The following is a 21,861-nucleotide window of genomic DNA, read 5'->3' as shown; positions in this document are numbered from 1 at the left end:
CGGTGGGGCTCACGCGACCCCGAGGTAACGATTCTGGAGGGCCTCGTCGGCCAGGAGTTCGGAGGCGGAGAGGACGGCCTCGATGCGACCGTTCACCATGACCAGGATGTCGTGGCCGATGGCGGTGGCGAACGCGAGATTCTGTTCGATCAGCAGGACCTGTTGCCCCTCCCGCACGAGGGTTCGCAGAGTCTCGGCCAGGTGGTCGATGATGGCGGGGGCGAGCCCTTCGGACGGTTCGTCGAGGATGAGCAGCGCCGGGTCGGTGAGCAGGGCACGCCCGATGGCCAGCATCTGTTGTTCTCCGCCGGAGAGCTGTGCGCCGCCGACGGCGCGGCGCTGCGCCAGTCGGGGAAACAGGTCGTAGACGGCGTCCACGTTCCAGCGCGCGTCCGACCGGGCCCCCACCATCGCGAGGTGTTCGTGGGTGCTGAGCGACGGCCAGATCCGTCGCCCCTGAGGGACGTAGCCGATTCCGGCACGCGTGATTCGGTAGGGCGGCTTGCCACTGAGCTCCGTACCGGCGAAGAGGATCGAACCGGACCGCGCCGGGTGCATCCCGGTCAGGGTCCGCGCGAGCGTGGTCTTGCCCATGCCGTTGCGTCCGACCATCGCCACGGGCTCCGCGCCGATCTCGAAGCTCACGTCCTGCAGGATGTGCACCTGGTCGTAGTAGGCGTTGAGGTTCCTGACGGTCAGCCGGTTCCCCGTGGTCATGACGGCTCCTCACCGGGGGTTCGCGGGGGCCGGCGGCCGAGCGGGGGGGGCTCGGCCGCCGGAGGGGTCGCCGGGTGACGTCCGGCGGGGAATCCTACGCGCAGACTTCCTCTCCCTCGTCGATCAACTCGAAGCAGTCCCAACTGACCGTGACGCTCTCGTTCTCCCCTTGGAGGCCACTGCCGGTCGCGTACACCCCGAACGCGGGAGCTCCCAGTTCGATCTCCGGAACCTCCGACATGGTGTTCCACTCCTCCCCGTCGGTGCTCCAGTCCAGGGTGTAGGAGTCACCCGACCTCGTCATGCGCAGCCACCAGTCGTTCACCTCCGTGGGGGCCGGTTCGTTGAACACCGTGGGCGAACCGTCGACCTCGGGGGCCGCCTCGACGCTGACGGACCGTGGTTCGGTTGGTTCGCTCGTCACCACGAACCCGAACTTGAGGTAGTTGTCGTCATCGTCGTAGACCATGAGCCCGGCGTTCTGGTAGTTGCGGATGAGGGGTGCGTGCATCCGGGTCTGGATGGCCCAGTCCCCCTCCGGAGAGTTCTGGAGCACGATGTTGGGCATGTCGTTGGCGTCGCCGAAGATGTCGCCCGTGGTCGTCTCCAGGTGGAGTTGTCCGTCGGACACCCCCATCAGGTCGTGGTCGGGGCGCACGAGTCGATCCCACCGGATCTCGTCGAGTGAGTCGCCGGCGAAGTCGTCGCTGACGGACCGTTCCTCCCCGACGAAGACGCGTTGGACGTGGGACTCGGTGGACTCGTCGTGGCGGTTGGTGACCACCGCCGTCACGTCGTAGAGGCCCTCGTCGACGTCCTCCCACGTGATGCTGAACGGCTGTCGGCCGTTGCCCCGGTTACCGTTGACCGTCCCGATGGGCTCTCCGTCGGCGAAGAACTCTACGGAGCGGATCGTGGAGTTCGGAGCGTGGGCCTCCGCCGTGACCGTGATGTCGGACCCGATCTCGTGGTCCTGGCCGGGGAGCGGTTCGGTGAGGTGGACCCAAGGCCGTGCCTCCGCCGACACTCCCTGCCCGAAGGCTTCGTAGAACCCGACGCTCACGGGGTTGTCGCCTCCGGCGACTAGGACGAGTTCGACGGTCCCGCCGGGGTCCTCGACCTCCGTCGCCACGGTGGTCCAGTCGAGCCGGCCACCGGTGTCGGGCACGTCGACCGTCCCGAGGACGGGTCCGTCGGCCGCGCCCTCGCGGATCTCGATCTCGCCGCCGCCGGCCGAGGCGACCCGGAACGCCAGCGGGTTCGCCTGGTGCAGGTCCACGGGATGGTAGGAGACCCAGTCCCCGTCGGACAGGTCCGCGAGCGCGGTGTAGGGATTCTCCGGATCGTCCACGGAGACGACCGTTGGATCGCCCGAGGAGTCCTCGTAGAACCGGGCCAACTGCCGCTTGGGGTGGAGGTAGTGGCTGGTGCCACCGGTCAGCGGCGGTGTTCCCGCCTCGCCGCCGGAATCGGTGTAGGAGGCGGTGACCACCTGGGCGATGTCGTGCCCGGGGCCGTGGTCGGCCTCGTCCTGGATCTCGATCATGCCGGCGCATCCGTCGAGGCTGGGCCCCGGATGCACGTGTTCGCCCTCACCGGGGTCGTGCCATAGGCCGAGGTCGATCGTCACGTCGGAGCAGTCGAGTGAACCGTCCTCGATCGAGCCGTCCTCGGCGTCGACCACGGACACCTCGTAGGGAACCTCGTCTCCCCACTCCGTGAACCCGCCGTGCCCGGGGAACTCGATGGTGACCTCGGGACGGGTGTTGCCGGCGGTGACGGTCACGTTGGAGCTGCTGGAGCGGCCTCCCTCGTTGGTGACGGTGAGTTGGACGGTGTACGCGCCGGCGTCGGTGAACGTGTGCTCGGGGTCCGGCTCGGTGCTGGTCGTCCCGTCACCGAAGTCCCAGGCGTACTCCAGCGAACCCCCGTCGGGGTCGGTGCTGCCCGCGCTGGAGAACTCCACGTCCAACGGCAGCGGCCCGTTGTCGGGATCCGCCTCCGCCCGGGCGATGGGGGTCCGGCCCTCCTCCGTGTAGCTGATCCGGTACAGCCCCGAGTCGGGGTTGACCCCACCGCCACCGAAGTTGAACTCGTCGCCCCACTCGATGAGGTACATCTGTCCGTCGGGGCCGAACTTCATGTCGTGCGGCTTGCGGAACCGCTGGTCGTCGTCGAACCGGTGCTCGGGCATGAACTCGGTGAAGGACCCGGCCACGTAGTCGCCGGCGTCGTCCCGGTCGATGGTGGCGATGACGTCGCGCTCCCACTCCAGCAGGAACGGGGTTCCGTCGAAGCTCGCGGGGAACGCTTCGGTGTCGGCGTTGGCGTCGTCGTACTCGTAGAAGTCGCCCATGTAGGCGGCTCGGCCGCACCCGTAGTTCTGGCCGCCCTCGACGTCGCCACTGGGGATCTCCGGGAAGGGCGGGTCAGCGGTGTAGGGGCAGTACGGGTACCAGATCTCCGGCGGCTGCGCGGCGGGGAGCTGGTCCAGGCCGGTGTTGTTGGGCGAGTCGTTGACCGGGCCGTCGTCACAGGCGTAGAAGTCGCCGGGGGTCTGAGTGGCGAAGTCCCACTGGCGGTACGCCTCGTTGTCCCCGGTGCAGAACGGCCAGCCGAAGTTGGTCGCCTCGGTGATTCGGTTCCAGCCGTCGTACCCGCGCGGACCGCGGTTCTCGTCGTGGCCGCCCGAGGGGTTGGAGTCGGGACCGACCTCTCCGACCCAGACCTCACCACTCACCTGGTCCACCGCCATCCCGAACGGGTTGCGCACACCCATGGCGTAGATCTCCGGGTATCCGAGCTCCGGGTCGAAGCTCCCGCCGGGGAACAGGTGGTGCCAGGTGTCGTTGGCCTCGGTGAACAGGTTGTCGTCGGGTACGGTGTAGGTGTTGCCAAGCCCAGGTTCCCCACCCGGGTCGTCGAGCGGCACGATGCGCAGCACCTTTCCGCGCAGGTCCGCCGTGTTGCCCGACGTACGCGCGGCGTCCCAGGGGGCGCGGCCGTCCCGGTAGTCGATCGGCGCGAAGCCGCTGGAGCCGAACGGATTGGTGTCGTCGCCCGTGGTGATGAGCAACGCGCCGTCGGGGCCGAACTTGATGTCGCCCGCGGTGTGACAGCACTCCTGGCGCTGGTGCGGGATCTCCAGCAGGATCTCCTCCGACGCGAGGTCGAGCTGCTGGGTCGCGTCGTCGAACGTGAACCGGGAGACGTGCTGTACCCCGCCGTCCGTACCGTCCACGGTGTCCATCTCCGGATCCGTGTAGAACAGGTACAGCCACTGGTTCTCGTCGAAGTCCGGATCCAGCGCCACCCCGACCAGGCCGTTCTCGTGTTGCCGGTAGACGTCCAGTTCCGCCGCGACCGTCACCGACTGGTCGTCGGGGTGGTGGATCTTCAGGGCGCCACCGAGCTCGGTGTAGAACACCCGCCCGTCGGACGCGATGTCCAGCTTCATCGGGTTCGCGGTGTTGTCGTCGAGCGCCACCCGCTCGAACGCCGCCTCACCGGGGGCGCTGTCGCGGGGCTCGCCGCACTCGCCGTCCTCGGCTCCGGTCGCCCACTGGATCCCGCCCAGGATGTGCTGTTGGAAGTCGGAGTCGTCGTAGTAGTGGCTCTCGTGGCCGAGCGCGGTGTAGAAGGTGCGTCCCCCGTCGAACTCGGAGCACCACGCGACGGGGTGGTCGTCGCCCATCTCGCCGCCGGTGTAGGTGTCCTCGTCCACGGTCATGAGCACGTGGACCCCGGCGTCCCGCGGGTTGGCGGCGAAGTTGTACCACTCCTCCTCCCACTCCCACGTCTCGTCCAGGTGCGCGGTCGACGGGTGCCCCTGTTCCTCCACGTGCATCGTGGCGGTCTGGAACTGGTCGTCGCCCGAGGGGTGGTTGGTGAAGAACGCGCCACCCATCAGGTCCTCCCACCATGGCCAGTCGGTGGTGTCCATGTTGGATGCGGAGTGCAGCCCCACGACTCCGCCGCCGTCGTTGACGAACCGCTCGAAGGCCGCTCGTTCGTCCTCGTTCAGGGTGCCCTCGCCGTCGGTGAAGAAGACGACGGCGTCGAACGCGGCGAGACCGTCGTCGGTGAACACCTCCTCCGATTCCTGGGTCTCGGTGACGCCGAAGCCGTGCTCCGCGCCCAGGGCCTCGACGGTCTCCAAGGCGGTCTCGATCGAGTCGTGTCGGAATCCGGTGGTCTCGTGGAAGAAGAGGATCTCGTGGTCGGTGTCGGCGCTGGCTGGCGGCGCCGTCGCTAACATCAGGAGCAGGCTGCCCGCGAGGACGGAGGCCGTCCCGGCGTGCTGGGGGGATCTCAACTGACTCCTCCTTCAGAGTCCGGTGGGTCGCTCAGTCGTTGGGGTCGGTCGGGGGGACGGGCGTGTCCGCGGCGGTGACGCTGCCCGCGCCCAGATAGACGCGACGGACGGTCTCGCTGGAGCGGACCTCGTCCGCCGTGCCCTCCAGCAGCGGTTCGCCGTCGGCCAGGACGACGACGCGGTCTCCGATGACCAGCGCGATGTCCATGTCGTGTTCGATCAGGAGCAGCGTCACCCGTGGGCTCAACCGCCGCAGGGTGGAGGTGAGGGTGCGGCGTTCGGTGGGGGAGAGACCAGCGGCTGGTTCGTCGAGCATGAGGAGTGAGGGGTCCGTCGCCAGCGCCATCGCCAGCTCCAGTTGCCGCTGCTCACCGTGGGACAGCTCGCCCACGACGGTGTGCAGGGCTTCGACCAGCCCCGCGTCGTCGGCGAGTCGGGTGGCCCGGCGGCGGCGAGCCGTGTCGCGATCCGAGGCCCGCAGGCGTCCGACGCCGCCCGGTCGGCCGGAGAGCGCGAGATAGAGGTTGTCGCTGACGGTGAGGCCCGCGAACAGGCGGGACGTCTGGAAGGTGCGGGCGAGGCCGCGCCGGGCGCGCGCCTGCACGCTGTGCCCGGTCACGTCCTCACCGAACATCTCCACCCGCCCGGCGCTGGGACGCACCTCGCCGGCGACCAGGTTGAACAGAGTGGACTTGCCCGCCCCGTTCGGCCCGATGACGGAGACGCGTTCGCCACGGGTCACGTCGAGGTCGATCCCCGCCACGGCGTGCACCCCGCCGAAGCGCTTCCCCAGGCCGCGGACGCGCAACGCCACCTCCGAGCCGACACCGGCGTCGGACTCGCGGCGGGGCCCGGTGGGTCGTGGGGCGGGGCGGTCAGGGGCAGTCATCGAGCCGCTCCCATACGGCGTCCCCCTGCTCCACCCCTTCGGCCGTGTGCCGCTGCGTGGTGGTCAGGCCACCGTCGTCGTCCTCCACGATCTCGTAGATGAACACGTCGCTGGCGGCCTGTCGGTTCTCGTTCAACGCCAGGGGACCGATGGGGGAGTCCCACTCCAGGTCGGTCATCGCGGCGCGGAGCGCCTCACCGCCGTCCTCCTCGACCTCGCCGTCGACCTCCTCCAGGCTCAGCAGCAACGACTTGAAGCTGTTGTAGTACAGCAGCGCGAAGTTGGACGGCACGTCGAAACCGTCCGGGTGCATCTCCTGGTACCCGGAGACGAAGTCCTGCCACTCCGGGATGTCGGCGTCGGCCGTCGGGATACTTCCGGAGGCGACGGTGCCCAGGGCGGCGTCCCGGATCTCGCCCTCCGCGCCCAGCACGGTCTCGTCGACGAGGATCGAGCCGCCGATGATGGGGACGTCCACACCGAAGTCGATCGCCTGCCCCATGAAGTCGACGGCGTCGGAGCCGCCCACGGAGACGTAGATCGCGTCGATGTCCTCCGGGATCTGGGCGATGATCGAGCTGTAGTCGCTCTCCCCGAGGGGCACCCAGAACGTCTCGGCGACCTCCCCGCCGGCACCGCAGAAGCCGTCCAGGAACCCACCGATCTGGGAGTGGGGAAAGGCGTAGTCCTCGGCGAGTGTCGCCACACGTTCGTAGCCGAGCTCCTCGACCGCGTAGGGCCCCATGGGAGCGGCCCACATCGCGCCCTCGGAGTGCCAACGGAAGTAGTTGTCGGCCGGGTCCTCCAGGGTGGTCTCGGCGCTCCCGGACGCGGCGTCGACGAAGGTCACGTCCGGTACCGACGTCGCGTAGTCGGCCAGGGCGACCCCTTCGGAACCCGAAAGCGGGCCGTGGATGATGTCCACGCCGTCCTGTTCCACGAGTTTGCGGGCCCGATCCACCGCCGTCTCCGGGGTCGTGTCCGAACTCTCCACGATGGTGCGGATCGGCCGGCCGGCGACCTGGTGGTCGTACTCGTCGAGAACCATCTCCACGCCGCGTTCACCGTCCTCGGCACCGTCGGCGAAGGCGCCCTCCAGAGCGCTGATGCGTCCGATGACGAGCTCGTCACCGTCGGCTTCCTCGGCGGCGCCGCCGTCGAGGTTCGGGTCGTCGCCGTCGCCGTCGCTGTCGGACTGGCCACAGGCGGTGAGGACGAGGACCAGTGCCAGGGGGGCGGCCAGGGTGGGGAGGCGTCCGAAGAGTGGCGGGAAGCGAGGGGGGAGGGTCATGGTGAGCCTTTCGGATCGTCGCGGGGTTCGGTCGCGATGGGGGGAGTGGGAGGTGCGGAGCCGACGCGGTGCCGGCCCCGCACCCGGTCGGGGAGTCGGAGCGCCGATCGGGCGTAGACGCGGAGTTGTCGGGGCAGGTCGACGATGCCGCCACGGAAGAACAACAGCACCAGCAGGAACACCAGGCCGGTGAGGGTCATCCGGCGCAGGTCGATGAAGTCCTCCTGGGCGAAGTTCTGCAGCGTGGTCAGGCTGAAGGAGCCGAGGAAGGATCCGGCGAGCGCGCCGATCCCACCGAGGACCGAGACGATGAGGACCTCGATTGAGCGCATCAGGTCGATACCGCCGGGGGTGACGCGGCCGTTGTAGAACAGGGCGAGAACACCGGACACTGCGGCGATGCCGGAGGAGACGGTGAACGCGGCGACCCGGTGCAGGTAGACGTTGTACCCGAGGGCCCGCATCCGGTCCGGGCTGTCCCGGATCCCCTGCAGCGCCAGGCCGAACGGAGTGCGGCTGAGGTACCAGCAGGTCACGAACAGCAGTCCGGCGACCAGGAGGGACAGGTAGTAGAAGACGTTGCGGTCGTCCAGGGAGAGGCCGAGGAACTCCGGGCGGGGGACGCTGATGCCGACGTGTCCCCGGGTCAGGTCGGCGGCGTTGAGGACGAGGAAGTACGCGAGCTGTGAGACGGCGAGCGTGACCATCAGGAAGTACACGCCCTGGGTGCGTACGGCCACCATTCCCACGAGCGCGCCCACCGCGGTGGCGAGGAGGACGCCCGCGGGGATCGCGACCGCGTAGCTGAGGTCGTAGGTGGTGGCCAGGATCGCGACGGTGTAGGCGGAAACCCCCCAGAAGGTCAGTTGCCCCAGGGAGAGCAGGCCCGTGTGCTTGGCGAGCCAGGTGAGGCTGAGCGCGATGATGCCCAGCCACAGTCCTCGGATGCCGATGCTCACGACCCAGAAGTCGGGGCGTGGGACGACCAGGGGGAAGAGCACCAAGACGACCACGAGCACGACTCCCAGCGCGACGCGTGTCACGCGTGGGCGTCGCCGCGAGGAGGCCGCCACCATCGGAGACGTCATGCGGGCCTCCCCATCAGGCCCTGCGGGCGGACCGCGAGGACCACGATCATCAGGCCGAAGGTCAGAATGGACGCGAGTGGAGGGGCGTAGCCGAGGGCGAGCTGGGAGACGAGGCCGACCAGGAGCGCTCCGATGGCGGCACCCGGGATGGATCCCATACCTCCGACGATCACCACGATGAGGGCGTACAGCAGATACTCGACGTCGGTCGTGGGGGCGAGGGAGAAGACACCACCACCGATGGCTCCGGCGAGTCCCGCGAGGCCGGCGCCGAGGAGGAAGACGGCGGCGAAGACGAGGCGTACGTTGATTCCGGTCGCGGAGACCATGTCCCGGTCGTCGACGCCCGCGCGGACGATCATGCCGAACCGGGTGCGCGTGATGAGCAGCCACAGCAGGATGCCGACCACGATCGCGAGCGCCATCAGCAGGAAGCGGTACCTGGGGTAGACGAGGTCAAGGAAGCCCAGGTCGACGGGGCCGCGCAGTGGGTCCGGGACGCTGACCTCGTAGGCCCGGCCACCGTAGACGAAGAGGAGCTGGTCGGCGAGGATCAGCGACACCCCGATCGTCACCAGCGCGACGCGCATGTCCTGCTGTTCGAACCAGCGGAGCAGGATCTGGTGCATCGCCAGACCGAGGACGGCCACGGCCACGACGGCCGCGACGACACCCAGCACCCAGGAGTCCGCCGCCCGCCCCGCGCTGAACGCGACGTAGCCACCGAGCAGGTAGAACCCGCCGTGGGCCAGGTTGACGACCCGCATCATGCCGAAGATGAGGGTGAGGCCGCTGGCTACGAGAAAGAACAGGGCGGCGGAGGTCAGACCGTTGAGCAGGATGAGCAGGAACTGCTGCACGCTTCCCCCTCATTCGGTGGAACGTCTTAAGACGGGAACCGAACCCGGGGGGACCTCCCGGAAGTCAGGCAGTTCGGCGAGGGCACGCTCCTCCGCGCCCCCCGGGTTGTACAGCGCGATGAGCCGCATCGGGGACCAACCGGTGTTGAGGGTGCTGTGGTACATCCCGCGCGGCACGTGGATGACGTCGCCCGCGTGTACCGGAAACGGGTCCTCGTCGTTCAGCATCTGATCTCCGGTCCCCGACAGGACGTACAGCACCTCCTCCGCGGTGGGATGGTTGTGGCGCTCGTGACCCTTGCCCGGGTTGAGGACGACCTCGCCGAACGACAGGGTCGCGCCGGGAGTGGTGTCCGGCTGGACGTACCACTTCACCGACCCCCAGTCGAAGGTCATCGTGGGCAGGCGGTGCGGATCGACCGCGGTGTGTTTCTCGGTCATCGGTTCTCCTTGGTGGGTTCGGTGTATTGGTCGCTGGTTCGTACTGGTCACAGGAATGGTGGCGCGGCGTCTGGGGCCGTTTCGGGGCGGACGCGGGGAGATGTCGGTGTGTGCCGGGAGCCATCCGCGTTGTGGATGTTTGCGCTCACATTCGGCGGTGTCGGCGACGTTGCCGGGGTGTTGGCGGGCGACGTTCGTCGTGGAGGCGGTGGGAGGGCTCCCACCGTTGGTTGTGCGGGGCCGCGACGGGCACCGCGAACCACGGTGACTAGGTGGTCGGACGTAGTTCCTTGAACCTGCGGGTGGTGGCGGTGATGGCCTCCTCGGTGGGAAGCCGTTCCATGCTGGAGGCGCCGAAGAAACCGCTGACGCCGTGGGTGTGGGCGAGCACGTGGGTGGCGTCGGCCGGTTCGGCGATGGGGCCGCCGTGGCAGAGGACGATGAGGTCGGGGGAGACCCTGACCGCGGCGTCGCGGATCTCCTGGACCCGCTCGGTCGCCTCGTCCAGAGTCATGGCGGTCTGGGCGCCGATCGAACCCGACGTGGTGAGGCCCATGTGCGGGACCAGCACGTCGGCGCCGGCCGCGGCCATCTTTTCGGCCTCGGCGGGTGTGAAGACGTAGGGGGCGGTGAGGAGGTCGAGCTCCCTAGCCTGGCGGACCATGTCCACCTCGAGGTCGAAACCCATTCCGGTCTCCTCGAGGTTGGCGCGGAAGACGCCGTCGATGAGGCCGACCGTCGGGAAATTCTGCACCCCCGCGAAACCCAGTGCCTTGACCTCGCGCAGGAAGACCTCCATCCGGCGGAACGGGTCGGTGCCGCACACCCCGGCCAGGACCGGGGTGTCGCGTACGACGGGCAGGACCTCGCGCGCCATGTCCAGCACGATCGCGTTGGCGTCGCCGTAGGGGAGCATGCCGGCCAGGGAGCCACGCCCCGCCATTCGGTAGCGGCCCGAGTTGTAGATGATGATCAGGTCGACTCCACCGGCCTCCGCGCACTTGGCGGACAGTCCGGTGCCCGCTCCGGCGCCGATGACGGCGCCGCCGGCGTTCACGACGGCTCGAAGGCGGGACAGTGCCTGTTCGCGGTTCACGGTGCGGTCTCCCGGGTGAGTGCGATGAGTCGGTCGGTCATGGCCGCCGCGAAGTCGGGGTCGTTGATGTCGGTGTCGATCGCCACGAGCTCGACCCGGTCGGCGTCGATGTCCCGGCGCAGTGCGGCGAACAGGGCGGCGTCGGCCGCGGGGTCGTGGAAGGGGGCGTCGGCCACCGACAGCGCGGAGACCCCACGGAGTGGAAGGTACAGGGCGGTCGGTCCGGTGGCGGCGTTCAGCCGCTCGGCGAGGCGTCGTCCCAGCTCCGCACACTCCTCGGGGGTGGTGCGCATGAGGGTGACGTTCGGGTTGTGCCGGTAGAGGAGCCGGTCGGCGAACTGTGCCGGCACGGTGTCGGCGGCGCCGAAGTTCACCATGTCCAGCGCTCCGACCGAGACCACCTGGGGGATGCCCAGCCGTCCGGCGGTGCGGAGCCGCTGCGGGCCGGCGGCCATGACGCCGCCGACGAGCTCGTCGGCGAGTTCCGTGGTCGTGACGTCCAGGACGCCACTGAGGAACCCGTCGGAGAGCAACGCCTCCATCGAGTCGCCGCCGGTGCCGGTGGCGTGGAACACGAGGACCTCGTAGTCGGCGGCCTCGAGTCGTTGGCGGGCGGCGTCCACGCTCCGCGTCGTGACGCCGAACATGGTCGCGCCCAGGAGCGGGTGGGTGGCCAGCTCCGGCGCGTGGGCGCGGGCCATGCCCGCGACGGCCGCCGCGGCGTTGGCGAGGATGGGAGCCGAGACCCGGTTGATGCCGGCGATGTCCACGACGGAGTGCATCATCGCGATGTCGCGTGCGCCGACGTACGGGCGGGTGTCGCCGGAGGCGACGGTGGACAGGATGAGCTTCGGGAAGCCGACCGGCAGGGACTGCATGGCGTGGGCGGCGATGGAGGTCCCGCCCGAGCCTCCCATGGCCAGGGCTGCGGTGACCCGGCCTTCCCGCGCCATGCGGCTGAGAACGGCGGCGGCGCCGTCGGCCATCGTGGCGACGGCCGCGCCCCGGTCCTCCGCCGCCCGGAGATCGGCGAGGGAGGCTCCCGCCGCCTGTGCGACCTCCTCCGCGGTGACGTCGGGGGTCAACCCACCGGAGCCGAAGACGCCGGTGTCGACGAGGACGGGCGTGCAGCCCGCGGCGCGAATCTGGCCGGAGAGGAACCGGTATTCGGCGCTTTTGGTGTCGAGGGTGCCGAGGAGGGCGATGGGGGGACTCATCGTGCTCCCTGAATGGCGCAGGTCTCTCTCACGGGAGAGACGGTAGTCATCTGTTCAGTTGTCGCGCCGTGCGACACGGGGTCCGATTGGGATTTCGTATCGTGGACTTCACATTTCGTTGTCCAGATCGTAGCAAGCCAGAAACGATTGAGACAGGGCCCAAAAATGTGCGGTCGCCGCCGCGCCTCCCGCACGGCCCCGGCCGGGAAAGTCCACGGAGCCGGGACGCGCGGCATCGGTCCCACGTCCCGTCCCACGTCCGACGGCCGCGACGTGGTCGCTCGGACGCGCTAGAACGCACCCCCGCTGTAGATGACGAGGGCACCGATCGCGGACAGCACGACCCCGACCACGATCGCGATCCAGGCGTAGTTCACGAAGCGTTCGCGTTCCGGCCCGGGGTCCTTGGACATGGCGATCGCGGCGAACACGATGCCCAGCACACCGCCGAGGAAGTTGCAGCACACGAACGTGGCGATCGCGACGGCGAGGGCGGCACCGGGGCTCCCCTCCGAGCGGTCGCGGTGTTCGTTCTGGTGGGCCATGGGGGGACCTCCGGTGGGGGACGCACACGCCCCGGTCGCTCCGAGGCGCCAGCGGGGAACCTACCCACGTGCCGCCGAATCATTGGGAATCCGGAGCATGGCCGCACTCGGTCGAAGGAAGCCGGAGCCTCGCACGGACTCCCACTACGGCGTCGGCGACCGGAGTCCCCGCGGGCGGGGCGCCAGCAGCAGGAGGCTCCGCGTGACGAGTACCGCGACGCACCCGACGCCGAGGGTGAGCAACCAGGTCACCCCGACCGGGAGGACCGAGGTGAGCACGGACCAGTTCGCCGTGCGGCCGAGGACGAGGAGCTGGAGCACCGGAACGAGGGACACGAACACGGCGACGACTCCGAGGGGAAGCAGTCGCAGCACGGTGACCACTCCCGACCTCCCGCGACGACGCGCGGCCCACCGTCGGGCACGGAGGAGACCGAGGGCGACTCCGGTGAGCGTGACCAGCGTCGCCGCACCGAGAACCATGTCGGTTCCGAGCGTTCCGCCAGGTTGCGACAGGGGTGGGATGGTGGGATCCAGTTCGGCGAGCAGGTTCTGTGCTTGCACGCTCGCCTGGACCGCCATCAGTTCGGGGCCGTGGTTGGTGAGGACGGCGATCGCGTAGTCGGACTCGGGGAAGAGGCCCTGGTAGGAGTTGAATCCGCTGCCGGCTCCGGAGTGTGAGGTCCGTACGGGTGGTCCCTCCGCGGACTCCGCGTGGTACCAACCGAAGCCGTAGTCGGCCGCGGGGCCGTCCGGGGTCTGCGGTCGGTGGGTCTCGGCGAGGGACTCCTGGGAGAGGACGCGATCGCCGGTGCGGGTGCGTCCGCCGTTGTTCTGCGTCCACAGCCAGTTCGCCATGTCCCGAGCCGTGGACACGACTCCGCCGGAGCCGCCGAAGAAGTACTCCGGTTCGTCATGGGGGATGCCGTGGCCGAACGCGACCGTGTGCGGCCGCGCCAGCCCCGGAACCTCGACCGCCGGTGTGGCCACGTGCCGGGTGGAGTCCATGCCCACCGGTTCGAAGACGTTGTCCTCGAGGTAGGCGTCGAAGTCCTGGTCGGCGACCACCTCCACGAGGCGTGCCAGCACGTGGTAGTTGGGATTGTGATACTCGAACTCGGTGCCCGGTTCCGAGGCCAGGCTCGCGGATTCCAGCCTCTCCACGGCCTCCTCCAGCGTCCGAGCGTCCGCACGGTACTGGGGTGGGGCGGTCGCGTCGCTCATCCCGGAGGTCTGGCTCAACAGGTGGCGCACCGTGATGTCCGCGCCGCGCGGGTCGTGGACCTCGAACTCCGGCAGATAGTCCCGAGCCGGGCGGTCGAGCTCAACGTCTCCCGACTCGACCAGCTGCATGACCGCGGTGGCGGTGAACGACTTGGACAGGGAGTCGATCCGCATCGGTGTGTCGGGGGTGAGGTCCCGTCCGCTCCCGGCGGTGCCCGCCGCGGAGACGTCGACGATCTCGTCCCCGCGAACGACCGCGACGGCGATCCCCGGTGTGTCCCCGGTGACCGCCTCGGCCAGGAACTCCTCGACCGTCGCCGACGGTTCCTCGTCACCGACGGCCACCGGTGTCCCGGCGGTCGCGGTGACCGCCGCGACGGAGAACGCCAGGACCGCACCACGCACGAAATCTCGCATGCGCCAGACGGTAGGAGGAGCACCGCCGTAACGGCTCTCCCGGGCGTCACCGTCCGCCTATGTCGATAGGGATACGCGCCGATCGCCGGGACGGAATCCCGCGGCGGTGGGGGCGTCTTCGAGAGCCCTCACGGCTTGCGCAGCACGCCGCCGTATTCGTAGGCGCGCTTGGCGGTCGGGTCCTGCGCGCCCACGAACCTGCGGAGCGGCTCGGCGACCGGGGCGAGGGGCGGCTGGTCGGGGTCCGGGCGCCAGGCGCCGATGTCGCCGAGTCCGGGGGGTATGGCCTCCAGGTCGCGCAGCCACGGCTCCACGTCGCCGGGGGTTCGCGTCTTCCACGGAACGCCGAGCCTGGTCGCGGTGTCCGTGCCGGCCGCGGCGATGGCCGGGTCGTCGGAGACCACATGGGAAATCGCGAGATAACTGCCGGGTGCCGCCCGCGCCATGGGGGCGCGGATGGTGCGTTCGGCGGCGTCGTCGTCGGGAACGCAGTGCGGGATGGAAAAGAGCAACACCGCCACGGGCCGGTCGAAGTCGATGAGACGAGTGGTCTCCTCGTGTCCGATGACGGAGTCCGGATCGGTGATGTCGGCGGTGATGATCGTGGTGTTGGCGTTCTCCGCGAGCAGCGCCCGGCCGTGCGCGAGCACTATCGGGTCGATGTCCACGTACACGACACGCGCGTTGGGGTTCGTCGCCTGCGCAACCTGGTGCACGTTGTTCTCCGCGGGCAGGCCCGACCCCAGATCCAGGAACTGGTCAATTCCCGCCTCCTCGGCGAGGAAACGCACGGCCCGATAGAGGAACAGTCGGTTCTCCCGCGCGATGTCCAGGGACTCGGGAAACACCTCCAGGCCCTTCAGGGAGGTCGCTCGGTCGATCTCGAAATTGTCCTTACCGCCGAGCAGATATCCATAACTGCGCGCGATGGTGGGTCGGTCGGTGGTGATGTCCGGTGGAAAGGCGGAGAAGTCCGCGTTGGACGAAACGCCTTTCATGAAGTCGTTGGGGTTCGCCATGGGGGGATCCTTGGAGTTCGGGCCGACGTCGGGGGAAACCCTAGGCGCTCCCGTTCGCGGTGTCACCAGATATTGATCATCAAACGCCGATGTTTCCGATCGATACGACCGTCCATTATGGAACGCCCAAGATCAATTCAGGTGGTGGCGGTGTCGCCATTCCGTGCGGCATTTCGTGGTCGTCGCATGGGGTACGGCCGTGCCGATATGCGGTGACGACGCGGCCACAACGAGGGCGACGGCGACGTTGACGTCCCCACCGGGGAGGAGGTGATGGAGCGGTGGGCGACTTTGAGGGCGTTCCGCCGCGCGACAGTCCGATCCCCCACTCCGAGGAGTTGTGATGCGTCCGTGGCGCAGGCGTCGCACGCCCCACCCGACCCCCACCCCCGACCACCCACAGGTGCGGGCCAACCGGTACTTTCCGTTCCTGGCGGAGCTGGAGTCCGCCGGATTCCTGACCGTGCTCACGCGGATGCCCGGTCTCCTCGGCCTGGGGGCGCGGTGGGCGTGGCGGGCGAGCCCCCGGGACACGGTCGCCACGGTCGGGTTCAACGTGGCCGCGGGAGTGTTCACGGCGTTCGCCTTGGTGTCGGTCGCCGGGGTTCTGGAGGCCCTGTTCGCCGAGGGTCCGACGCCCGAACGCGTGTGGGCAGCGCTTCCGTCGTTGATGCTGGTCGCCGGGGCGGTCGCGGCGCAGATCCTGCTGCAGGCCGCCGCCGGCTGGGCCCAGGCCCGCCTGGACCCGCAGGTGGAACGGGTCGCGGAACTGGCCCTGTTCGACCTCACCTCCCGCATCAAACTCGAGGCGTTCGACGACTCCGAGTTCAACGACCAGATGGCGCGGGCCCGGGACCGAGGGATCTACGAGGTCTCCCGCATGATCAACGCGGGGGTTGACGTCCTCACCGGGATGGTCGGGATGCTGGCGGTCGCCGGCGTGTTGACCGTACTCCACCCGCTGCTGCTCGCGTTGCTGATCCTCACCGTCATCCCCGTCGGATGGGCCGCGGCGAAGGCCGCCCGGCTGCGTTACACCCGGATCCGACAGATGACCACGACCCGGCGGCACCAGCACATCATCGGGGGCCTCCTGGCCGAGCGGTTCTCCGCCGCGGAGCTGCGCGCCTACGGCATGCGCTCCCTGCTCCAGCGCGAGTACACCAGCGTCGCCGACCACGTCCGAGGCGTCATGCTCGTCGTCGCCCGACGCCAGACACTGATCCGACTCGGCGGTGAGGCGGGGAGCGGCGTCGCCACGCTCGGGGCCTACGTCACCTTGGGCGCGCTGCTGATCGGCGGGCATATGCCGTTGGCGATCGCGGGGACCGCGGTACTCGCCATCCGCCAGGGCCAGGCCGCGCTCAACCAGACCCTGTACGCGGCGAACAGCTGCTACGAGTCCAGTCTCTACGCCAGTGACGTCGAGGAGTTCTCCGCGAGCGCCCGCGCCCATCTGCCCCGTCCGGCCAGCCGCGAACTCTCGGGCCCACTGGTGACGTTGAGCGCGCGCGACCTGGTGTTCTCCTACCCGGGGGAGGACGAGCCCGCGCTGTGCGGCGTCGACATCGACATCCACGCGGGCGAGGTGGTGGCGCTCGTGGGCGAGAACGGGTCGGGCAAGACCACCCTCGCCCGCCTGATCGCGGCCCTGTACACCCCGCAGGGGGGCGCGTTGTACTGGAACTCCGAGGACACCGCGACGCTCGACCCGGACCTGCTGCGGGCACGGATCGGCCTCGTCAGTCAGGACTACACGCAGTGGCCGCTGTCGGCCCTGCGCAACGTCCTCATGTCCGACGACGAGACCGACCGTGAACGCCTCCAGAGCGCCCTCCAGCGGAGCGGCGCCGACGAGGTCGTCGCGGAACTCAAGTACGGGCTGGACACGCTGCTTGACAAGCGGTTCGTGGATGGCGCGGACCTTTCCGGCGGCCAGAAACAACGCATGGCCGCCGCCCGCGGCCTCTACCGCCACGCCGACCTGGTCATCGCCGACGAGCCCACCGCCGCCCTCGACGCCAAGGCCGAACGCCGCCTCTTCGACACCCTCCACGCCGCCGCGGCCGGCGCCACGGTTCTGTTGATCACCCACCGCCTCGCCTCGGTCCAGATGGCCGACCGGATCTACGTCCTCAGCAAGGGCAAGGTGATCGAACAGGGCACCCACCAAGAACTCATGGCCATCCCCGACGGCCACTACCGCGAACTCTTCACCATCCAGGCGACCGCCTACACCGGAATCACCCCGTCGTGACGCCCGCCCAAGGGGAGCCCCGAGGCCGGGCTTCCCTTGGGCTGGTCAGGGTCGCGTTGTGGTCGGGGGTAGGGGTCCGTCTCCTACGAAGGTCGCAGGCGAAGTGGCTACCAACGCACGATGTGTCCGGATGGTCACTTTCAGCACACTGGCGGTGGAGGCATCGGGTGCGGCATGCGGACGAGGTCCGGACGCCCGGTGCGCGCAAGGACCAGGAGTATGTTCGTGACCACCCCCGACGAAAACCCCCCGCGGCGGTTCCGGCGCGGCGCGCGGGCCGCGTTCGCGGTGCTCGGCGCCGCAAGCATCCTCGCCGTCTCCGGTTGTGGCGCGCCCGCCGAGCCGCTGACGCCTACGCCCCCGATCCCCACCCCGCCGTCGGGGACCGGGGAACTCACCGAAGAGGACGTCAACGCCTGGCTCGACGGGCTGATCCCGCCGTCGCTGGAGCAGACCCGTACCGCCGGGGCGACCGTGGCCGTGGTCCACAACGGCGAACTCCTCACGGCGCGCGGCTACGGCTACGCCGACAACGGGTCGGGTGAGTCGGAAGCGCAGCTCGTCGACCCGGAGGACACGGTGTTCCGCGTGGGTTCGGTGTCGAAGCTGTTCACCGCGACCGCGGTGATGCAGCTCGTGGAGTCGGGTGACATCGACCTGGATACCGACATCGACGAGTACCTGGACTTCGAGGTGGAGCGCACCTTCGACCAGGACCTCACCATGCGGCACCTGCTGACCCACACCCCCGGGTATGAAGAACGGCTCGGGGACACGATGAAGTCCGACGGGGAGGAAGTCGACCTCCGCGACCACCTGGTCACCGACCCGCCGGCGCAGGTGTATGAGCCGGGAACCGTGCCCGCCTACTCCAACTACGGCAACGCCCTCGCCGGGTACATCGTCGAAGTCACCAGCGGCATGCCCTTCGACGAGTACGTGCAGGAGAACGTGCTCGAGCCCATCGGGATGAACTCCTCCACCTTCACCCAGCCGCTGCCCGACGAGCTGGACTCCCGTCTGGCCGCGGGCTACGGCGCCGACGGGGAGCCCGCCGGCGAGTTCGAGGTGGTCTCCGGCTATCCCGCGGGGTCCCTCTCCGCGTCGGCGACCGACATGGCGCTGTTCATGCAGGCGCATTTGGGGACGCTGCAGACCGGCCAGCCCATGTTGGAGCCGGAGACGCTGGAACTCATGCAGCAGCCCGCCGCGGACGAGGAGGGCCTTGGCAACCTCGCCAACGGTCCCCAAATGACCCTCGGCTTCTTCGACGAAAGCCGTAACGGGCACCGGATCATCGGTCACGGCGGGGACACCAACCTGTTCCACTCCGAGATGCAAATCTACCCCGAGACGGGCTCCGGGATCTTCGTCAGCGTGAACAGCGGGGGGAACACCGACATCGCCAGCGTGGCACTGCGTGAGGAGGTGGCCCTGGGCTTCGCCGATCGGTACTTCCCCCCTGAGTCCGGCGCTCTGGACGCCGACGTCGAGCCGACCGCGCAGGAGCACGCGGCGATCGCCGAAGGCCGGTACGAGAGCTCGCGCGGGATGTACAGCACCTTCCTCAACGTCGCCGGGCTTCTCGACCAGACCACGATCATGGCGCAGGACGACGGCACCATCATCGTGGAACCCAACCCGACCACTGGGCGACCCGCGCAGTACGAGGAGATCGAACCGTGGGTGTGGCGCGAGGTCGGCGGGCAGCGCATCCTCTCCATGCGGGTGGAGAACGACGAGGTTCAGGCCATCGGCTTCGCGTCGGCGTTCTCCCTGCTGCCCTCGGCGGACGCCCGCGACTCCGGGATCGCGCTGCCCATTCTGATCTTCTCGGTGACGGTGTTCCTGATCTCGATCCTGTCCTGGCCGATCGGGGCGATCGTGCGGCGACGCCTGTCCTGGCCGACCCGTGGCCGCGCCGGGCGGATCCCCCGGATCCTGACCCGCGTCAGCGTCTCTAGTGCCCTGGCCGCGTTCATCGGCTGGACCGTGGCCGTCCTCATCGTCATGAGCATCCAGGAGGTGCCCCACATCGCCCTGCGCGGGGTGCAGGTGCTGCAGGTGATCGGGTTCTTCGGGGCAATCCCCGCGGCCGTGGTGCTGTTCAACGACTTCCGCCACGGAGCCGGCTGGTGGCGGCGCCTGGGAAGCGCGCTGGTCTTCCTCGCCCTGGTGGGAAGCGCGTGGTTCAGCGCCGTCTTCAGCCTGGTCGCGACCAGCGTGACCTACTAACGGGCCGGATGCGTGGGCGTCGGCGGGGACGGTCACGCGTCCCCGCCGACTGTGCGTGTTCGCCCGCGTACGTCCGGCATGATGCTGTTGTCCCTCCACGACGACCGGGTGGCTCCCCATGACCGACGACCGACATCCGGGAACGACGATGGCCCAGTCGACCCACGAACGGCCCGACTCGACCCCACCGAGCCCCATCAGCTTCGGGGCGTGGCTCCACGACCCACTGAACCGACTGGGCGTGCGGGGAGCCTTCGCCCGGGACTGCCTCCTGGCCGTGATCGCCGCACTGGCGTCCGTGGCGCTGCTCCAAGGGATGCTCGTCACGATGGGTCAGGCGGAGGAGGTCACGCTGTCGTCGGGAGGGACGGCCGCCCTCGCCGCCCTCATGGTGGCCCAGGGCCTCGTGCTGTGTGTTCGTCGTGTGAACGTGCTGGCCTGCCTGCTCGTGGTGTCCCTCGCCCAGTTGGTGATCAGTGCGCTGATGCCCTCGGACGTCTCCTTTCTGACTCCCGCGCCACTCATCGCGGCCTACACCTGTGGAGTGCGGCTTCCCGTCCCGCGACTGCTGTGGATCATCGGCGCGGTCGTCACCGTGCAGAGCGTCGGGATCGTCTTCGCCACCGCGGCCCAGGCGAGTCCCGCCGCCCAGCCGTGGGCCTCCCCGGCCACCCTGTCTTTGGTCGACGACTCGGTGATGGTGGGTTCGGGGCCGATCCTCTCGCTTGCCTTCAGCTACGTCGTGGCGGCCCTGACCGGAACCTACGTCGCGATGCGGCGCCGCTACACCGAACTCGTGCGTGTGAACGCCGAGGAGGCGGTGCGGGCACAGCGGGAGCGGGCCGAGGGGGCGGTCCGCGCCGAGCGATCGCGCATGGCGCGCGAGCTGCACGACATCGCGGCACACCACCTGTCCGGGATGGTGGTGCAGGCGGCCGCCGCGGAGCGGCTCATCGGCCGCGACGAGGAGGCGGCGCGCGAGGCCACGAGCTGGGTCCGGTCCCAGGGCAAGGAGACGCTCGATGGGCTGCGCCTCGTGGTGGGGGCGTTGCGTGAGCCCGGGGAGCGCCCCCTGCCCTCGGGGGATTCGCTCGGCCACGACGGAGAACCGGGGACCGGCGGCACCCCCATTCCCGACCTGACGGCGATCGACCGACTGCTGGAGACCGAGCGTGCTCTCGGCGCGACGATCGAGTTCGAACGCGAAGGCCGGAGCTACCCTCTCTCGCCCATCGCCGGGGTCACGTTCTACCGGGTCACGCAGGAGGCTCTGGCCAACGCCCGCGAGCACGCGGCGGGAGCCGCGGTGCGGGTGGCGTTGCGGTTCGCGGAGTCCGAGGTCGTGCTGGAGGTGGAGAACCAGCCTGGACGGGATCTCGCTCTCGAGCATGCCGAATCCGCGGGGACACCGCGCGGCCTCGGCCTGGTCGGGATGCATGAGCGGGCCCAACTGGTCGGTGCCGTTCTGCGGGCCGGTCGCACCGCCGCCGGCGGCTGGAACGTGACGTTGACGCTCCCGGTCAGCCGGGAGGTGTCGGGTGGTCGATCGAGTGACGCCGAGACGGGAAGTGCGTGATGATTCGAGTCCTGCTCGTGGATGACCAAGCCGTGGTGCGGGCCGGTTTCCGGGTCATCCTCAACCTGACCAGTGACATCGAGGTGGTGGGGGAGTGCGGTGACGGTCCGGGGGCGGTCGAGCTCGTCCGTACCCTGCGACCGGACGTGGTCTGTATGGACGTGCGGATGCCCGGCGGCGACGGTCTGACCGCGACCCGCCAGATCGTCGAGGGGGCGACGGGCACGGCGCCGGCCGTGTTGGTGGTGACCACGTTCGACCTCGACGAGTACGTGTTCGGCGCGCTCGAGGCCGGCGCCAGCGGGTTCGTCCTGAAAGACACCGAACCCGACGACCTCGCCGACGCCATCCGCCGTCTCGCCAACGGCTACGGCCTCGTGGACCAGACCGTGACCCGGCGCGTGATCCACGAGTTCGCCCGCCGGCGCCCGCCCCGCCCCCGCGGCGGCGAGGACCCCGGGGGGCTGACCGCCCGGGAGACCGACATCGTCCGTCTCCTCGCCCAGGGCATGTCCAACGGCGAGATCGCCGGCGCGCTGCACATCGAGACCACGACGGTGAAGTCCCACCTGGGCCGCGCCATGACCAAGATCGGCGCCAGGGACCGGCTGCAGACCGTGGTCTGGGCCTACCAGCAGGGAGTGGCCACACCCTGACGCGCGGACTGACGGCGT

At 69.4% G+C, this 21,861-nt stretch carries 16 protein-coding genes; 4 read left to right on the top strand and 12 right to left on the bottom strand.

The genetic code is table 11. The features are described 5' to 3' along the window. Positions 1-9 precede the first annotated feature (9 nt). From J4H86_RS13295 to J4H86_RS13240, 12 genes are all read right to left on the bottom strand, one after another. A complete protein-coding gene (locus J4H86_RS13295) occupies positions 10-717 on the bottom strand; it encodes an ABC transporter ATP-binding protein (RefSeq protein ID WP_236543811.1) in 708 nt (235 codons plus the stop codon). A 94-nt stretch (positions 718-811) separates the two neighbouring features. Then, positions 812-5,032: a ThuA domain-containing protein gene (locus tag J4H86_RS13290; RefSeq protein ID WP_236543810.1), complete on the bottom strand. Its 4,221-nt coding sequence runs from the start codon at positions 5,030-5,032 to the stop codon at positions 812-814. Between the two features lie 31 nt (positions 5,033-5,063). After that, complete coding sequence (locus tag J4H86_RS13285; RefSeq protein ID WP_236543809.1) at positions 5,064-5,921, bottom strand: ABC transporter ATP-binding protein; 858 nt, start codon at positions 5,919-5,921, stop codon at positions 5,064-5,066. Beyond that, complete coding sequence (locus J4H86_RS13280; protein WP_236543808.1) at positions 5,908-7,212, bottom strand: ABC transporter substrate-binding protein; 1,305 nt, start codon at positions 7,210-7,212, stop codon at positions 5,908-5,910. Before J4H86_RS13280 ends, J4H86_RS13285 begins: the two co-directional genes overlap by 14 nt. Then, positions 7,209-8,300 (bottom strand): branched-chain amino acid ABC transporter permease, encoded by a 1,092-nt coding sequence (locus tag J4H86_RS13275; RefSeq protein WP_236543807.1) that lies wholly within the window; start codon positions 8,298-8,300, stop codon positions 7,209-7,211. Before J4H86_RS13275 ends, J4H86_RS13280 begins: the two co-directional genes overlap by 4 nt. After that, complete coding sequence (locus J4H86_RS13270; protein WP_236543806.1) at positions 8,297-9,160, bottom strand: branched-chain amino acid ABC transporter permease; 864 nt, start codon at positions 9,158-9,160, stop codon at positions 8,297-8,299. The genes J4H86_RS13275 and J4H86_RS13270 overlap by 4 nt, the downstream gene beginning before the upstream one ends. A gap of 9 nt (positions 9,161-9,169) precedes the next feature. After that, positions 9,170-9,601: a cupin domain-containing protein gene (locus J4H86_RS13265; RefSeq protein ID WP_236543805.1), complete on the bottom strand. Its 432-nt coding sequence runs from the start codon at positions 9,599-9,601 to the stop codon at positions 9,170-9,172. Between the two features lie 268 nt (positions 9,602-9,869). Beyond that, positions 9,870-10,697, bottom strand: coding sequence for a phosphoenolpyruvate hydrolase family protein (locus tag J4H86_RS13260; RefSeq protein ID WP_236543804.1), 828 nt, complete (start codon positions 10,695-10,697; stop codon positions 9,870-9,872). Next, on the bottom strand, positions 10,694-11,914 hold the full coding sequence (locus J4H86_RS13255) for a Tm-1-like ATP-binding domain-containing protein (RefSeq protein WP_236543803.1): 1,221 nt from the start codon (positions 11,912-11,914) through the stop codon (positions 10,694-10,696). The genes J4H86_RS13260 and J4H86_RS13255 overlap by 4 nt, the downstream gene beginning before the upstream one ends. A 290-nt stretch (positions 11,915-12,204) precedes the next feature. Further along, positions 12,205-12,459 (bottom strand): hypothetical protein, encoded by a 255-nt coding sequence (locus J4H86_RS13250; protein ID WP_236543802.1) that lies wholly within the window; start codon positions 12,457-12,459, stop codon positions 12,205-12,207. 144 nt (positions 12,460-12,603) lie between these two features. After that, positions 12,604-14,100 carry a serine hydrolase domain-containing protein gene (locus tag J4H86_RS13245; RefSeq protein WP_236543801.1) on the bottom strand — a complete coding sequence of 499 codons (1,497 nt, stop codon included), beginning with the start codon at positions 14,098-14,100 and terminating at the stop codon, positions 12,604-12,606. Positions 14,101-14,228: 128 nt separating this feature from the next. Further along, positions 14,229-15,119 (bottom strand): SAM-dependent methyltransferase, encoded by an 891-nt coding sequence (locus tag J4H86_RS13240; protein WP_236543800.1) that lies wholly within the window; start codon positions 15,117-15,119, stop codon positions 14,229-14,231. A 343-nt stretch (positions 15,120-15,462) separates the two neighbouring features. Here J4H86_RS13240 and J4H86_RS13235 point away from each other — a divergent pair, with 343 nt between their 5' ends. The 4 genes from J4H86_RS13235 (at position 15,463) to J4H86_RS13220 (ending at position 21,843) form a co-directional block, all read left to right on the top strand. Further along, on the top strand, positions 15,463-17,376 hold the full coding sequence (locus J4H86_RS13235) for an ABC transporter ATP-binding protein (RefSeq protein WP_236543799.1): 1,914 nt from the start codon (positions 15,463-15,465) through the stop codon (positions 17,374-17,376). 219 nt (positions 17,377-17,595) lie between these two features. Next, positions 17,596-19,611 carry a serine hydrolase gene (locus J4H86_RS13230; RefSeq protein ID WP_236543798.1) on the top strand — a complete coding sequence of 672 codons (2,016 nt, stop codon included), beginning with the start codon at positions 17,596-17,598 and terminating at the stop codon, positions 19,609-19,611. Positions 19,612-19,729: 118 nt separating this feature from the next. Continuing rightward, on the top strand, positions 19,730-21,187 hold the full coding sequence (locus tag J4H86_RS13225) for a sensor histidine kinase (protein WP_236543797.1): 1,458 nt from the start codon (positions 19,730-19,732) through the stop codon (positions 21,185-21,187). Then, the gene (locus tag J4H86_RS13220; RefSeq protein WP_236543796.1) at positions 21,187-21,843 is read left to right on the top strand and encodes a response regulator transcription factor; all 657 of its coding nucleotides are present in this window, start codon (positions 21,187-21,189) and stop codon (positions 21,841-21,843) included. Before J4H86_RS13225 ends, J4H86_RS13220 begins: the two co-directional genes overlap by 1 nt. Positions 21,844-21,861: the final 18 nt, after the last annotated feature.

Origin of the sequence: Spiractinospora alimapuensis, from assembly GCF_018437505.1 — a bacterium.
In the GTDB taxonomy this organism is placed as follows: Bacteria; Actinomycetota; Actinomycetes; order Streptosporangiales; family Streptosporangiaceae; genus Spiractinospora; species Spiractinospora alimapuensis.
This window is presented reverse-complemented; position numbering and strand designations above follow the sequence as displayed.